The sequence below is a fragment of the Enterococcus sp. CR-Ec1 genome (assembly GCF_002850555.1).
Taxonomy (GTDB): Bacteria; Bacillota; Bacilli; order Lactobacillales; family Enterococcaceae; genus Enterococcus_D; species Enterococcus_D entomosocium.
On sequence record NZ_CP025223.1, the window covers coordinates 2,855,794 to 2,870,996 of the forward strand.

Genomic DNA, 15,203 nt, shown 5'->3' on the forward strand with positions numbered 1-15,203 from the left:
AGAAACATTGTTGGTGGCAACTATTCACTGGTTCGCGGATTTTTGATCAAGCGGGCACGGATGATCGCTGTTTCTTGCCGTATCTGCTTTTGTAGATCTTGCAGCAGTATTTCATTTGTCTCATCAAGATCAATCAAGGTATAGGCGACTCCGGCTTTTCTCTCACTCGCCAAATTATCGATATCTACGCCTGCTTCAGAAATGATCCGCAATAATGGGGCAAAAGCACCAGGCTTGTCGTGATAAAACAGCGCCAGGCGATACGGTGCAAAAAAAGGCAACTCTGCATGAGGAAAGTTGACCGATTCTTGAATCGTCCCAGCGCGCAAATAGGCATGCATGCGATCAAAAACTACGTGATCCCCCTTTTCCAAGGCATTGGTAGTACTGCCGCCGATATGCGGATAACACAACACTTTTGGTTGTCCGATCAAGCCGGCACTAGGAAAGTCGGTGATGTATTGTTTGAGCTGATTTTTGGCTAGTGCTTCTAAGACGGCTGCTTCTTCCACGATCTCCCCGCGCCCAAAATTCATCAACACTGCATTTTTTTTCATCTGCTGAATCGTTTGTCGATTCAGCATGCCTTTGGTTTCCTGACTTAAAGGGAGCAAAACCACTACAAAATCTGATTCGGCCAACAGTACGTGCAAGTCACTGACTTGTTCGTAATCGTGTGCCGCTTTTTTCGTACGGGCATAGCCGAGGACTTCCATCCCTAGCTGATGACAGGCTTTTGCCACCCGTTCACCGATCTCTCCTAAGCCTAAAATACCGATGGTTTTTCCAGCTAATTCTTCGCCGATCACTTCTTTTCGCCGTTCTTCAGCTACCTTCAACACATCTTCTGCTTCAATTTGACCTGACGTTACCTCTTCTTGCAAATCGGCTACCGTCTGGATGGCTTTGAATAAGGGGCGAACGCTGAGAAACAAATTGGAGAGCACCAATTCTTTGACTGCATTGGCATTGACACCGGGACTATTGAAGACTACTGTGCCATTTTGAGTACACCGTGCCAAATCGATCGTATTGGTGCCTGTTCCTGAGCGAGCGATCACAGCTAATTCTGGTGTGATCAATTCGTTAGGAACCGTTGAACTGCGTACAAACAGCGCCTCTGGGGCCGCTTGATTTTTTAACGAGTATCCTTTTTTGATTGCTCGCTTACCTATCGTTTCGGTCATCTTATCTAACTGATAAATCGTCTCCATAAAGCAGACCTCCTTTTGTCTTTAGTGCGTATTAGTCAAATAGTACAAAAAAGTGCGGTAAAATGATAGCAATACGCAAGAGAGGATGATTACTATGCACCTATCGATCACAAATTTTCCAGATGAACAGCCGATCGTTGGCAAAGACTCGCAGCTTCAAGACACAACTTTAGGAGACTATGTCGAAATTGGCGAAGCCAATCACATTGATCATTCTTCCATCGGCAATTATACCTATACGGGGCAATATTGCTTTATTCAGAACAGTCAATTAGGACGTTTTATCAGTATCGCAGCGATGGTCCGCATCGGCCCCACCAATCATCCCTATGAATGCCCTAGTCAGCATCTTTTTGCCTATAATGGCGAAGGCTATGGATTTGCGCCAAAGGACGAGTCCTTCTTAGAAAAACGCAAAGCAAAAACGACCGTCATTGGCAATGATGTCTGGATCGGCCACGGTGCCGTGATCCAATCTGGTTTGACCGTCGGTGATGGTGCCGTGATCGCCTCAAACGCAGTCGTAACCAAAGATGTGCCGCCTTATGCGATCGTCGGCGGGGTTCCAGCAAAAGTGATCAAATACCGCTTTGATCCAGAAACGATCACTGCTTTACAAGAAATCGCTTGGTGGAATTGGAGTCGTGCAGAATTAGAAGCACGCTATCTGGATTTCCGGCTCCCAATCGAAGATTTTATAGTAAAATACACCCGTTGATTATGCGCTTTTTCCGCTTAGTACGAGGAATGAATGATAACACATCACAGTCATTCATTCTTCGAAAGTCTTTGAGGGAAGGATTTTTTAGAAATAAATAAAAAACACTGAAAATCTATTGTATCGAGAAATTCCTGTGCTAAAATGGAGAAATCAAATGAAGTTTTTCACGAACTTTTAAAGGAGTGTTCTATTTGACCATTTTAGACTATCGTCCATTAAATCTTTACACCAATTACCGCGAAGCTGCCGAGGCATTTCCTGACACAACCATCATCCACGATGAAGTGCTGCCAGCATTTCCTGAACTTGGCTATCGTAGTACTTACCGTTCGAGCCATGAAATGATTTTAAAACGTGCTTACCAACTTGCTGCACTAGGCGTGCAAGCCGGCGATAAAATCATTCTTTATAAATCTTCAAAATTCGATACCTATTTATTAGCAACGGCTGCTTCTTACCTTGGCGCAGTGCCTGCTATGATCTCTTACCATTTCCCTGCTGAAACCATCGAAGTGTTTGTGGATCGCTTAGAAGATCCATTCATCTTATTTGATGAAGAAACCGAAGGCCGCGTCGCACAAGTGAAAAATAGCAGTACTGACAAACAGATTGCTGTTCGTCATCTGCTGCAACAACCAGCGGAACCAGTGGCCCAAACTGAGTTACCAGTGGATCAAATTTCTTATATGACCCACACTTCTGGAACAACGGGTATTCCAAAATTGATTTGTCATTCGGCAAACTCCATGGGCTGGCGGACAAAATGGCAAAAAACGATCTTCACCAAGATTGATCGCACCAAGGCAGACTCTGATAAAGCAGACTCTGATTTAATTGCGTTCCATATCTCACCGGTGCACTCCCGCTTCAATATCGGCATCTCATCCTTGATGGCGATGGGCTTTCCGATGATGCCATTAGCCAATGCCAACGGCGCTCATGTCGTAAGCATGCTAAAAGAATACCCACCAATCGCTTTGGAAACTCATCCAAACAATTTTGTCCAATGGAGCTTCGTGGCAAAAGAACAACCAGATGCTTTCGCCAATATTCGTTACTATCACTCAACCTTTGATGCCATCAACAATCAAACAATGGCCACTTTTTTAAATACTTCAGCAACAAAAGAAGCAATCTTTTTGCAAGTCTATGGTCAAAGTGAATGCGGGCCAATGATCCTAAAAGCACATACCTTAGAAAGCATCGCTACCAACGATGCCCGTGATATGGGTGTTGGTCTAGAGGACTTAACGAGAGCACGGATCGCCGATGCAGAGGGCAACGAGCTGCCAGCCAATACCGATGGGCACATCCATTTCCTTTCAAAAGGACGCGCGTTGACCTATTATAAAGAAGATCAGCGTTTTGCTGACAATGTCTATGGCGCTTGGTGGGACAGTGGTGACTACGGCATGATGGATGATCAGGGACATCTTTACTTAAAAGACCGTCAAGTGGACTTGATCAAAAATATTGAAAGCAATCTTGCTTTGGAAGACCTTTTGCTGGATCATTTAGACTTCCTTGCCGAAGTTGTGATCGTTCGCGACAAAGAGAACTCACCACAACCTATCATTGCTTTAGCGCCAAATCGTGAAATGGATTGGGATGCTTGGTGGAAAATGGTGGAAGATCTCCCTCACCTCAATCAGCCAATTTTACGCGACTACGATGATATCCCACGAACAGCAACCATGAAAGTCCAACGACTACAAATTGAAAAAGAATTCAAAAACGTAGAATAAAACAAAAGAAACGGCCAGCAGATTTCCCTGCTGGCCGTTTCTTTTGCTTTCGCTGTTTTTCTTTGGCTGATGTTATTCTTTCGCTGATCCTTTTCTTGAGTAGATACGTTCTTTAGGTTGCCCATATTGACTTAGCTTTGTTTCAGCTAACGTGATACCAAAGCCCTCTCCATCAGGTACCAGCAGCTTTCCTTTATGCAAAGTTGCAGGCTGTGTAATGACATCATCATAAAAGTAACGGTCAGAAGCGGAAAGGTCCCCGGGAAAATGGAAAATATCTTGACTCGCAAATTGCAAATTCATGGCTCGTCCCACACCAGACTCAAACATGCCGCCTAACCAAACGAGTAGTCCATGGGTTTGACATCGATCAAGGATTCGCAAGGCTTCGGTGATCCCACCGACACGGGGGATTTTCAGGTTGATCGCACGGCAGCTGTCCAGGGCTGCGACGGTATCGACGTCTTCTGCCGTTCGAATATCTTCATCCAAACATAGAGGCGTCTTCATCTGCCGCTGCAGCTGACTGTGCCCCACCAGATCTCGTACCTTAAGGGGTTGCTCGATCATCACCAAGCCTAAGTCATCAAGTGCCAAAATGCGTTCTGGCTCACTCTGATAGGCTCCGTTTGCATCTGCCATCAAAAGCAATTCTGGAAAGACTTGTCGAATCGCTCGCAAGGGTACCAGATCTTGCCCAGGCTTGATTTTTAATTTGATTCGTTGATACCCTTGGGCGACATAATCGGCAACAAGAGCCACTAGTTTTTCGACAGAGTCTTGTATGCCAAGACTAACGCCAACAGCAACACTCGGTCGGGTTGCGGTATAAAGCTCTTTCACACTTTGATGCGTTTGCTTGCCATATAGATCCCAAATCGCTGTTTCCAAAGCCGATTTTGCCATGTAGTTTCCTTGAACCGTTTGGAACAGCTGACAAACTTCTTGCGGATGCTCGATCTCTTGGTCAATCAATAATGGGATCAGTGCTGTTTCAATCACTTGTCGAGCAGAAAAGAGGGTTTCTTCAATGTATTCTGGCTGCTCAAAAGCGACCAATTCACCGATGCCAACCATTCCATCCTCTGCCGTCACCAAATAAAGATCAAAGGCTTTTTCTGTTAATTGTCCGTAACTTGTCACAAAGGGTTGTTTGAGGGGCAAGCGACAGGCGATGCGTTCAATTTTCTCAATCTTCATTGCGTTCTCTCCTTGTCAATCAGCTGACTGTGGCCTCGATCCTTTTACAAACCATTGATCGATTTCATGACGAACCTGTGTCGGCTGTTCTAAATGGATACAATGTCCAGCATTAGCAACGACTTTGATGGTCATCTCTGGTTGCAGCTGCTTCATTTGGTGGGCGATTTTCCGAAACTTTAAATCTTTTTCCCCCGCTAAATAAAGAATTTCACAAGCTAGCTGCGGAAGTGCCGACCAACAGCTTGGCTGTTTGCCAGTACCACCGTAAACCAAGCTTACTGCCAAGCCAAATTTATTTTGCTGCAAGCGTCCTTGGCGTACAGCAGCCTGCTGCACTAAGGGCAGCTCCTTTTGACTAGCAAACAACGGCAGTTCTTGCCAGTAATCGACAAAATCGACAAAAGGCTCCCTTAGTAAGCGCAATCCTAAGCGGCGATCGTGCCGCTGACGAGCGAGTCGTTCTGCTGGATCAGCCAACCCGGGGGAACCACTCTCAAGCAAAAGATGGGTCACTGCAGCTGGTTCCTTGACTGCCCAGACAAGTGCGATTCGTGCCCCCATCGAGTAGCCATAAAGACCATAGCGTTCAATCCCTAACTTCGCTAAAAGCTGTGCGAGATCCTCCACCAGTAAAGGAAGTTCATAACGCATGGGATGGACATAAATCGATGACCGTCCATGTCCAATCAAGTCGACTGCCAATACATTATAAGAACCTTCCTCTACAAAAACCGGTCGAAAACTTTCCGAAGAACCCGTGAAGCCATGCAATGCCACAAGGGTTGGTAAGGCTGGTCGGTACGGTTGCAACCACTGATAAAAATAACTGACGCCATTTATCGTGTCCCTCATTGCTGCGCTCCCGCCTCGCTAAACTGCTGTTGCAGTGCTTGCCAAGTATCAACCGGATCTTTTGGCTCACCCTTCACTTCGATTATTTGAAAACGCGGCTGTTGGCTTGTTTCCGTTAAAATCGTTTGAAACTCTAGCAAAGAGGTCGGTGTGTGCCAATCTGCCTCATATAAGGCCGCCACTTTTTGAAACTCAAGGTCTAACGGCGTGCCAAAGAGCGGGACAAAGTCGTTTGGTTCTAAGGTGTTTTGTGACAAAAAGGAAAAGATCCCACCACCGTTATTATTCAGTAAAATGATCGTTACTGGCAATTGATACTGACGCAGTAGTTGTAGGCCGTTCATATCATGGTACAACGCTAAATCACCAATCAACAAGTAGGTAGGCTTTTGACTGGCTGAAGCAATCCCAGCTACGGTCGAGACAAGGCCGTCGATCCCATTGACGCCCCGATTTCCATACACTCGATAAGTGGAGGAAGTTTTGCTGCCGTAGCGATCAAAGAAACGGATCGCATTGCTGTTTGCCAAAAGAATTTGCGCTTCTTCAGGTAGACATTGTTGGAGCATGCGCACAGCGCTGCTCTCATCCCATTGTTTCAACTGCGGACTTGCAGCAATCACCTGATCTGCCCGCGCTTGAAGTGCTTGCCATTGTTGTTGCCACGCCGTATGTTTGACGATCGGCAACTGGGTGATGGCCACCACGAAAGTGCTGATCGCTGCTTCGATCAAATAGTTTGCCCGATGCAACTGGTCTTGCCACTGCCCCGATGGATCAACAAAGAGCCACGTCGTCGTATCCGCTGCTTTGTTCAACCATAACAGGACATTTTTAGTGACTGGTAAGCGACCAAAACGCACGACCACCTCTGGTTGGAAGGCAGAAGTCAATTGCGGGAAAATAAGATCGGCTTGACTGATAAATGTTCCTACTTTGGTACCGGCTGTCGCCAAATTGGTCAATGGATCGCCGACAATCGGCCAGCCTAATTTCTCTGAAAAAGCCAGCAACTGCTGCGCTTCTTCGATCGTAAGGCTTTCTCCAGCAATCAGAATACCTTTTTTATCAAAGTAAGGGGCTAGCTGGTTGATCATCTCTGCTGACAGCTCTTGTTGTGGTGCCAGATAGCTCACGTCTTGCTGAATACTGCATTGGCTACTAAAGTCAGGCAACAGCGGCTCCCGTAATGGAAAGTTGATTTGGACCGGGCCTTTCGGCTGTTTTTGCGCTTCGATCGTGCAAGTTGTAGCTTGCCAAAAACTATAACGCAACAAAGCAGGATCGTTTTCTGGCACCGTCATCTCTACCATCTTTTTGACGTGAGAGGCATACAAATTCTGTTGGTCCATTGCTTGTGGCGCCCCAACGCCCCGCAGTTCTGGTGGACGATCAGCCGTTAAGACGATCAGTGGCAAGTTGGTGGCTTCTGCTTCACAAACGGCTGGATAATAATTGGCTGCTGCAGTTCCAGAAGTACACAGTAAGATTGTTGGCTGGAGATCAACTTTGGACATCCCTAAAGCAAAAAAAGCAGCCGAACGTTCATCGACAGCCACCGTACAGGTGATCTCAGGATCACGATGCAATAGTAGCGCCAATGGCGTTGAGCGTGAACCGGGACTAATAACCGCTCGCTTCGCACCCGCTGCTTTTAGTCCCTGGATGGCCGCTAATAAATAGTCTGTCATGACTGTCTGATTATTCATCTCCTAAGATCCCTCTCCTCATCGGTTGAAATTTTAACCGTGTTTCTTGACGTTCAGATTCTGCGTCTGAATCGGCAACGATCCCACAGCCCGCATACAGCGTTGCTTGATTGCCGCTAAAGAATCCTGAGCGGATGGCCACTGCAAACTCGCCAATATCTTCTTGAATACCCAACCAACCGATCGGTCCACCGTACATCCCTCTGCTGGCTGGTTCATGGGTACGAATCCAAGAGACGGCTGCTTCTTTCGGTTCTCCCCCCAATGCTGGGGTCGGGTGTAGTTTTTGCACGGCGCTCAGAAAATTGACTCCTGCTTTTCTTTGCCCTGCTAAAGGAACAAACAAATGCTGAATGTCCCGATTTTTGATCACGGAGCGGGCTTCTGATTGAAAACCGTCAGCTAACAAAGTAGCCAATGCCGTTTCTAAGCGATCGACAACTACTTGATGTTCATGGGTATTTTTTGCGTCAGCTAAGAGGGCTTGTGCCAGTGCCTCATCCTCTTCTTTGGTTTTGCCTCTTGGTGCGGAACCTGCGATACTTACCGTTTCAAACTGATCGACAGTTGCTTTTAGCAAGCGTTCTGGCGTCGCACCAGCAAAAACATGGCCCCCATGTTCGATGGCAAAAAGATAGGTATTCGGCTGCTGTTGCGCCAACCGTTGCAACACCCCAGCACTAATGATCGACTGCTTCGTTTCTATCTTCATTCTCCTGGCCAGAACCACTTTTTTCAACGGTGTTTCAGTCGAGCGAATGGCTGCCACTGTCTCTTCGACCGCTTGCAGCCATTGGGTCACCTCTAGTTCCTCTTGTGCCTGAAAAGCAGGCGTTTCTGCTACAAGACTCTTGTCCGGGTTGGCATTCAACCAGCTTGCGACTTTTTCCTGTAAGACAGCGACTTTTTGTTGTCGTTGTTCCTCGGAAGAAGCGGCTACTGTATAAACGACGCCACACTGATCTCCAGTTTTGCTGACCAGTATTTCTGGCAACGCAAAGAGACCGGCACCTAGCTCAGCCCAATCCTGACTGACTTCTGCCTGTTCATCAAAAGCAAAACCACCAACCAACTGCGCCTGCAAAGGTGCCTCTGGTTGATAATGGGCTTGCTTTAAGAGAGATCGGACTTCTGAAAAGTCCGCAAGTTTGGGTTGCGAAAAAGTGGCTAACCAACCCAACCCTACCATACTAGTCGTTTCATCAGGGGTACGCCAGAAATAGCGTTCCCCTTGATATTCTTGTGCCGCTGCATAAAGAGCCAGTAAGTCACACCTTTCTAAAGGCTGATACTCACTCAAATAGGTTTTCCCGGCAGCGATCGCTGCTTCATAATTACTTGTTGATTTGCTGTTCAATGTAGTTCACTCTTTCTTCACTCAGCAATAGCCGTTTTAAAAGTTTGCCGCTTGCTGTGCGCGGCATTTCTCGCACGTGATAAAAACGGCGCGGAAATTTATAATGGGCGATCTGCCCTTCTAATGTATCCAACAAGGCTTGGAGTCGGACGGACTCATTTAACGTTAAATAAGCCGCGACAGATTGTCCCCACTCCTCGTCTGGTTCCCCCACCACAGCTGCCTCTTTGACCGCTGGATGCTGCAACAAGGCTTGCTCCACTTCTGCGGGATAGATGTTTTCTCCACCAGATATGATCAGTTCGCTTGCACGACTGACTACATACAAAAAGCCCTCTTGATCAAGATACCCTAGATCTCCTGTGGCAAACCAGCCCTCTTGGTCCCACTGCTGTGGACTGCGATCGTTTAAGTAACGGGTCGTGATCGCCGGTCCTTGCAGTTGTATCTCTCCGATCGACTGGGTACTTTCAGCAGTCCGATGATCTGCCATTTTCGCATCAACCGCAATTCGTAGATGGACACCTTGCAGGGGAACCCCTGAGGAGCCGATTTTTTCTGAAGCTTTTTCTGGCGGCAATGCCACCACTTGTGAACAGGTTTCTGTCATCCCATAGGATTGGATCACAGAAAGCTGTTTTTGCTGGCATTTTTCCAATATACTTTTGGCAATGGGCCCGCCGCCTAGCAGTACATAACGCAACGAATCAAAGCCTTGTTGAGGCACCAACGGCAGCAAATCTGTCAACATTTTCGCCACCAAAGAAACGATCGTCCCTTTTCCTGCCTCAAGATCTTTCGCCATTTCTCCAGCATCAAAGCGCTCATACAAACGAACACTCATTCCAAGTCGCAAGGAACGCAAGAGAATTGATAATCCACTGATATGATACAGCGGAACTGCACAAAGCCAACAATCCTCACTAGTGATCGTTAAGTTCTTTTGAGTCGCTTCGGCACTTGCTAGATGATTCCTAAAGGTTTGCGGCACACCCTTAGGATTGCCCGTCGTACCGGATGTATACATAATCGAAGCTACTTGTTCTGCTTGATAGATTGCTTTATTAGGAACAAACGAAGGATCAATAGAACTGGCAAGAGCCTTCGCCTGTTCCATCGCTTGTCCAAAGGTCATGCTGCGAACACCCGAGACCGCAATCTTATCTGCCGTGATCACCCAGTCGCAGTGGGCATCTTGCAATTGGAAGGTGATTTCAGCGGCTGTCAATCGCGTATTCAACAGCTGGACTTCGATCCCCAACTCCCACAACGCAAGGATCGTAAAAACCAATTCAGGGGAGTTATTGCTAAAAAGGGCTACCCGGTTTGGCAGAACAACGAATTGGGCTTGATAATAAGCAGCATAAGCATAAACCTCTTTTTGCAAGGCAGCAAACGACCAGCTTTTTTCATGCCAATAAAAAGCTGGTCGTTCTGGATGAAGTTGTGCTTGCCTTTGCAGCCAACTCCCAGTCATTATGGGAATTTAGGGAATTGGTCGAAGTCTGGTTGACGTTTTTCTTTAAACGCGTCACGACCTTCTTTGGCTTCATCCATCGTGTAATACAATAAGGTCGCATCGCCAGCTAATTGCTGAATGCCAGCTAATCCATCCGTATCGGCATTCATTGATGCTTTGATCATACGTAACGCCAACGGGCTCTTTTGCAGCATCGTTTCGGCCCATTCCATCGTTTCATCTTCTACTCGATCAAGAGGAACGACTGTATTGATCCAGTTCATCGCCAATGCTTCTTCGGCAGTATATTGTTTTGTCATGAACCAAACTTCCTTGGCTTTTTTATGTCCGATCGTCCGTGCAAGATAGCCCGAACCATAGCCACCATCAAAACTACCGACATTTGGTCCTGTTTGACCAAATTTAGCGTTGTCAGCGGCAATCGTTAAATCACAAACCAATTGTAAAACATTTCCGCCGCCGATCGACCAGCCTTTGACCATGGCGATCACCGGTTTTGGCAACGTGCGGATCAAGCGTTGCAGATCCAATACGTTTAAGCGAGGAACCTGATCTTCCCCAACATAGCCACCGTGACCACGGACTTTTTGGTCTCCGCCTGAACAAAAGGCTTTGTCGCCGGCGCCTGTCAAAATAATCACGCCGATGCCTGGTTCATCGCGACTGATTGAAAACGCATCAATCATTTCAAACACCGTTTTTGGTGTAAACGCATTGTGGACTTCTGGGCGGTTGATCGTGATCTTCGCCACTTTTCCATGTTGTTCAAATAAAATTTCATCATATTCTTTTAAGGTTTTCCATTCTCTCATTTCTTGTTCCTCCTCAATTCACATAGCTCTATTATACACATATCTAGTCGCTTTTCGTTAGAAATTGCTTTGGTTAAGGGAATTTCTTAAGACTTCTCCCCCTGTTGCCGACTTTCTGAGAACTTCGGCTATTTCTACCAAAACTCGTGCTATAATCATGGTAACTTTCTTAGAAAAAGGAGCAAAAAATGAACTTACTAGAAGCCTTAGAAATCGAAGTAGAAGCAGCAACAGCCGATTTTGTTCGTTTACGGATGCCAATCAAAGAACAGCACAAACAGCCTTTTGGTCTCGTTCACGGTGGCATTAACGGCGTTTTGATCGAGACTGCCTGCAGCATCGGCGCCAATCAAGCTTTGGCTCAAGAAGAAGCCTTCGCCGCCGGCATTGACCTACAAGTCAACCATCTAGCCGCCGCTCAAGAAGGAACCCTGATCGTAGAAGCTAGTCCTGATCGTATCGGCGCTCGTATCCAAACTTGGCAAGCCACTATTTGGTTAGCTAGCGGGTTAAAAACTGCCGTTGGTCGCTGTACCTTGACGACAGTGCGCAAATAATTCTTTTCGCTCCTGTGTTGTAAACACGGGAGCATTTTTGGCCTGCTTTGAAGAAAGATGCCACCAGTTAACCCCTTATCAAAGATATTCTTTCATTATAAAGATATTGAGAATATGAGCGTAGTTTTTTCAAAAGGTACGTTGTTTTTTTACAGAATAGGGGTCTTTCGTTATAATGTAGCTAAGAAAGCGAGGCTTATTATGAAAAATAACCGATTGATCCACTTTTTAGGCGGCAAAACAAGCTATTATGTCTTAGGACTGATTATCTTGTCAGCAGTTGCTGTCTTTTTGCTAAATCAGATTTCTTTTTTATTTACACCCTTTTCAGCCATACTTACAGCTATTATCCCCCCCTTTTTATTTGGGCTGATCCTTTACTATCTGTTTAACCCGGTGGTCGATAAATTGGAATCGAAAAAAATTCCCCGCAGTGTTTCGATTGCTGGGATCTATCTTTTGATTCTTTTGTTGATCGTCTTTGCTGGTTTCCAGCTTTACCCGATTTTGGAGCAGCAAACCACCGATCTGATCAACAGCTTACCAAGTTTGGTCAGTGACTTTGAGAAAAACGCGACCGCCTTTTTAGAAAATACCCCGTTTCAAGATGAGATGGCACAAATTACAGACACATTGCAAAATATCACCAACAACATCATGAGTTTTATTGGGGACTATTGGGAAACTGGTGCTGCTGGGCTCAGCAGTTTGTTTTCAACGATATCGACCTTGTTCATCGCTTTGTTTACGGGACCGATCATTGCCTTTTTCTTATTGCGCAACCCCAACAAGTTTTATTTTTCGGTTCTCTCGTTAGTGCCACCACGTTTTCGCAAAGACTTTAATGAAATCGTCAAGATCTCTGACATACAAGTCGGTGCCTTTTTGAAAGGACAAATCATTTCTTCCTTGATTTTAGGGGCGATCTATTGGGTCGTTTTCCTATTGATTGGCTTAGAGTATGCCAGTATTCTGGCGATCGCCGCTGGTCTGCTATGCATCATCCCCTATATTGGTCCTTTTATCGTCTTTTTCCCGGGACTTTTCATTGCCGCACAAGACTCCACCGGGATGTTGGTTAAATTTTTGATTGCTTGGTTTGCTGTACAGTTGCTTCATGGGGATTTAGTCGTGCCCCGTGTGATGGGTGACCGATTGAAAATTCATCCTATTACGATTCTGGTTGTTTTATTAGTGATGGGTGATTTGATGGGGATCGTTGGGGTGATTTTCGGAATCCCGATTTATTGTCTGCTAAAAGTTCTTGTCGTTTACGTGTTCCGCAAATTCAAGCAGCGCTACAACCGCTATTACGGTCAAGACGGCAAATACTTCCACAGTGCCTTCACTAGCAAAGATTACCTAGGTGACGAAGACAAAGACACCAAGAAAAAAGCCTAAAAAAACTGCCGCGAATCGTTGGTTCGCGGCAGTTTTTTTCTATTTTATTTCATCTCATGTTCCAAAAAGAAATGATAGAGCGCCCCTAATAAATTGGCGTCATTTTGAAATTTGCAGGCTTGGATTTCCGGCTTCGTCAAGGTCTGCTGCAAAATCGGTAAACTAGCCAGCAGTTGCTGATACTGACGGTCGATTTCTTCCACCACGATCGCTTGGGCACTGATGCCCCCGCCAATCACGAAGCGCTCTAAGTCGATCACGGCTTGAACATTGAGCATGACACACGCGATTTCTCGGCAATACGCTGTAAACAGCGCCCAGACCTGTGGTTGTTTCTGATTGATGGCGTCAAAAACTGCTTCACCATCCGCAAGATCAGCTAAGCCTAGCAGTTGGGCGCTGCGACGAATCATGGCGACCGCTGAACCGCTAAAACCTGCCAATTGCTGCAGGGTCAATCCCTGATTGACTGGTTGCTCAGCGTTTTCTTGAGTGTCACTTCTCTTAGTGGCATTTAGTAGAAAACTTAATTCCCCGGCTTGAAAATGTGCACCTTGGATCAGTTTTCCCTCAACGATTACGCCACCGCCCAAACCAGTACCTAATGTTATGGCAGCTCCGTTTTGAATCCCTTTAAGGTTTCCTAGCCACCATTCAGCTAATGCGGCTGCTTTGCCATCGTTGGTCACAGCAAGCGGCATTTGATACTTTGCCAGCAGCTGTTTTAAGGAGACCCCATCTAAAAAAGGCAATGCCCCGCCAAACGAGATTGTCCCTGTCTCTGGGTTGACTTTTCCCGGGGTACTAACCGCAATGCCCCGAATGCTTCCATGAACGTCCTCAACGATCGTTTCAATCCCCGTCAAAAATTCCGCAAGACTTTTCGGCGTATCCATCCGTCCTCGTGTCAGAATATTCCCCGAACGATCAATGACAGCCGATTTGATTTTCGTGCCACCGATGTCGATGCTTAAATAGTTGGTTATCATAAATTTTATCCTTCCTGTGCCCCATATTTTAAACGATATTGATTTGGGGTCATCTGAAAATGAAGTTTGAACAAATGGCCAAAGTGGCTTTGGCTAGAAAAAGATAAATAGTTCGCGATTTCATGAATCTCATATTGAGAGTAACATAGTAGATTAGCCGCTACAAGAAGCTTTTCTTTTACAATAAACTGATGGACCGTAATCCCTGTCTCTTTTTTAAAAACAGTTGAAAGATAGGACGCCGTAGTATTTAGTTCCCTTGCTATGCTGCCTAGCGTTACCTTTTCATGCATTCTTTTGAAGATACTATTTTTTGCTCTTAAAACAAGAGGATTTTCGCTTTTATTCTGTTTATTCTCAGCCACTAATTCAGTAAAGTGAATTTCTGCATTTCGAACGGTCGAATATATCTCATTTTCTGTCGTAGCTTCATCGATACTTAGAATATAGCTATCACTTAGTAAAAAGGCTTTCTCTGGATGTAAACCGCCCTCAATCGCTGACCTAGTTGATATAGCAAGAACAACAATCCCCAAATTCTTAAGAGAGCGAAGCTTGTTTTTAGATAGCCTGGCTAATTTCCCTGCATAATTTTCTTTGAAGCTCATCATCAAGCGATCCACATTGCCTTCTCGAATACTGCCTTGTTCACGCAGTTCTTGTGTGTATGGATTGTGCAATGTCTGCTCTTCGTTATAGCGAAAATGAGTATCAATTACTTTCTTGCCTTGACGGCTCAAAAACTGACTATCTGTTTTCATACTCATTAAAAAATCATGTTTCGTCAATTTGACACCAGTTAATACGGTGTAAACTAAAAGCCCTGAATCTAACAAAAGAGACCAATCAGTTTCTATATAATCTTTTCTTTGTTTTTGATCTGGATCTGCTTGGACTGTACCTAGCAGATAGATACGATTCTTTGCATTATTTTCAATCAGAAGGATCGTTTGATCATTATGACTATACAGATATAGTGGATAATCAAGCTGTTCACGTTTCTCATAAAATCCAGCAATCGTTTGCAAATCGTATATAAGCGAGTCGGGATAAGCATTAAACTCGCCGAAAACACGCTTCAATTTAAGGGAAGTATCATATTCACGAACCGGATAAGAAAGTACTTTTGATAGATAGTCCATCAACAGTTCTAGTTCCATTGT

General features: G+C 45.5%; 13 protein-coding genes. 4 read left to right on the forward strand and 9 right to left on the reverse strand.

The features are described 5' to 3' along the window. Positions 1 to 20 precede the first annotated feature (20 nt). Entirely contained in the window at positions 21 to 1,214 is a 1,194-nt protein-coding gene (locus CXM95_RS13630; RefSeq protein WP_101699255.1) for an NAD(P)-dependent oxidoreductase, read from the reverse strand. Between the two features lie 94 nt (positions 1,215 to 1,308). On the opposite strand from CXM95_RS13630, the gene CXM95_RS13635 reads away from it, so the two are divergent. Both CXM95_RS13635 and CXM95_RS13640 read left to right on the forward strand, forming a co-directional pair. Continuing rightward, positions 1,309 to 1,932, forward strand: coding sequence for a DapH/DapD/GlmU-related protein (locus tag CXM95_RS13635; protein ID WP_101699256.1), 624 nt, complete (start codon positions 1,309 to 1,311; stop codon positions 1,930 to 1,932). 194 nt (positions 1,933 to 2,126) lie between these two features. Continuing rightward, on the forward strand, positions 2,127 to 3,680 hold the full coding sequence (locus CXM95_RS13640; RefSeq protein ID WP_101699257.1) for an AMP-binding protein: 1,554 nt from the start codon (positions 2,127 to 2,129) through the stop codon (positions 3,678 to 3,680). A 72-nt stretch (positions 3,681 to 3,752) separates the two neighbouring features. On the opposite strand, the gene menC is transcribed toward CXM95_RS13640, so the two are convergent. From menC to menB, 6 genes are read right to left on the reverse strand one after another with little or no spacing between them, the layout of a single operon-like run. Further along, complete coding sequence (menC, locus tag CXM95_RS13645) at positions 3,753 to 4,880, reverse strand: o-succinylbenzoate synthase (RefSeq protein WP_101699258.1); 1,128 nt, start codon at positions 4,878 to 4,880, stop codon at positions 3,753 to 3,755. Between the two features lie 15 nt (positions 4,881 to 4,895). After that, positions 4,896 to 5,735: a 2-succinyl-6-hydroxy-2,4-cyclohexadiene-1-carboxylate synthase gene (gene menH / locus CXM95_RS13650; RefSeq protein WP_101699259.1), complete on the reverse strand. Its 840-nt coding sequence runs from the start codon at positions 5,733 to 5,735 to the stop codon at positions 4,896 to 4,898. After that, positions 5,732 to 7,444: a 2-succinyl-5-enolpyruvyl-6-hydroxy-3-cyclohexene-1-carboxylic-acid synthase gene (gene menD, locus CXM95_RS13655; RefSeq protein WP_101699260.1), complete on the reverse strand. Its 1,713-nt coding sequence runs from the start codon at positions 7,442 to 7,444 to the stop codon at positions 5,732 to 5,734. Before menD ends, menH begins: the two co-directional genes overlap by 4 nt. Further along, positions 7,437 to 8,801, reverse strand: a complete 1,365-nt coding sequence (locus tag CXM95_RS13660) for an isochorismate synthase (protein WP_101699261.1) — start codon at positions 8,799 to 8,801, stop codon at positions 7,437 to 7,439. The genes menD and CXM95_RS13660 overlap by 8 nt, the downstream gene beginning before the upstream one ends. Next, the gene (gene menE, locus CXM95_RS13665; RefSeq protein ID WP_101699262.1) at positions 8,779 to 10,278 is read right to left on the reverse strand and encodes an o-succinylbenzoate--CoA ligase; all 1,500 of its coding nucleotides are present in this window, start codon (positions 10,276 to 10,278) and stop codon (positions 8,779 to 8,781) included. Before menE ends, CXM95_RS13660 begins: the two co-directional genes overlap by 23 nt. After that, positions 10,278 to 11,093, reverse strand: a complete 816-nt coding sequence (menB, locus tag CXM95_RS13670) for a 1,4-dihydroxy-2-naphthoyl-CoA synthase (protein WP_005228595.1) — start codon at positions 11,091 to 11,093, stop codon at positions 10,278 to 10,280. The genes menE and menB overlap by 1 nt, the downstream gene beginning before the upstream one ends. 188 nt (positions 11,094 to 11,281) lie before the next feature. Between menB and CXM95_RS13675 the strand changes: the two genes are divergently transcribed. After that, positions 11,282 to 11,650, forward strand: coding sequence for a PaaI family thioesterase (locus CXM95_RS13675; protein WP_016612672.1), 369 nt, complete (start codon positions 11,282 to 11,284; stop codon positions 11,648 to 11,650). Between the two features lie 201 nt (positions 11,651 to 11,851). Further along, complete coding sequence (locus tag CXM95_RS13680) at positions 11,852 to 13,051, forward strand: AI-2E family transporter (RefSeq protein ID WP_101699263.1); 1,200 nt, start codon at positions 11,852 to 11,854, stop codon at positions 13,049 to 13,051. A 44-nt stretch (positions 13,052 to 13,095) separates the two neighbouring features. Here CXM95_RS13680 and CXM95_RS13685 read toward each other — a convergent pair whose 3' ends face one another. Beyond that, entirely contained in the window at positions 13,096 to 14,040 is a 945-nt protein-coding gene (locus CXM95_RS13685) for an ROK family protein (RefSeq protein ID WP_101699264.1), read from the reverse strand. Between the two features lie 5 nt (positions 14,041 to 14,045). Then, on the reverse strand, positions 14,046 to 15,200 hold the full coding sequence (locus CXM95_RS13690; protein WP_101699265.1) for a helix-turn-helix domain-containing protein: 1,155 nt from the start codon (positions 15,198 to 15,200) through the stop codon (positions 14,046 to 14,048). Positions 15,201 to 15,203: the final 3 nt, after the last annotated feature.

Bases quoted from the DNA above. Each gene is read 5' to 3' on its own strand.
- CXM95_RS13690 (WP_101699265.1), bottom strand. From the start codon at position 15,200: ATGGAACTAGAACTGTTGATGGACTATCTATCAAAAGTACTTTCTTAT.
- CXM95_RS13680 (WP_101699263.1), top strand. From the start codon at position 11,852: ATGAAAAATAACCGATTGATCCACTTTTTAGGCGGCAAAACAAGCTAT.
- CXM95_RS13635 (WP_101699256.1), top strand. From the start codon at position 1,309: ATGCACCTATCGATCACAAATTTTCCAGATGAACAGCCGATCGTTGGC.
- CXM95_RS13675 (WP_016612672.1), top strand. From the start codon at position 11,282: ATGAACTTACTAGAAGCCTTAGAAATCGAAGTAGAAGCAGCAACAGCC.
- menC (WP_101699258.1), bottom strand. From the start codon at position 4,880: ATGAAGATTGAGAAAATTGAACGCATCGCCTGTCGCTTGCCCCTCAAA.
- CXM95_RS13630 (WP_101699255.1), bottom strand. From the start codon at position 1,214: ATGGAGACGATTTATCAGTTAGATAAGATGACCGAAACGATAGGTAAG.
- menD (WP_101699260.1), bottom strand. From the start codon at position 7,444: ATGAATAATCAGACAGTCATGACAGACTATTTATTAGCGGCCATCCAG.
- CXM95_RS13685 (WP_101699264.1), bottom strand. From the start codon at position 14,040: ATGATAACCAACTATTTAAGCATCGACATCGGTGGCACGAAAATCAAA.
- menB (WP_005228595.1), bottom strand. From the start codon at position 11,093: ATGAGAGAATGGAAAACCTTAAAAGAATATGATGAAATTTTATTTGAA.
- menH (WP_101699259.1), bottom strand. From the start codon at position 5,735: ATGAGGGACACGATAAATGGCGTCAGTTATTTTTATCAGTGGTTGCAA.
- menE (WP_101699262.1), bottom strand. From the start codon at position 10,278: ATGACTGGGAGTTGGCTGCAAAGGCAAGCACAACTTCATCCAGAACGA.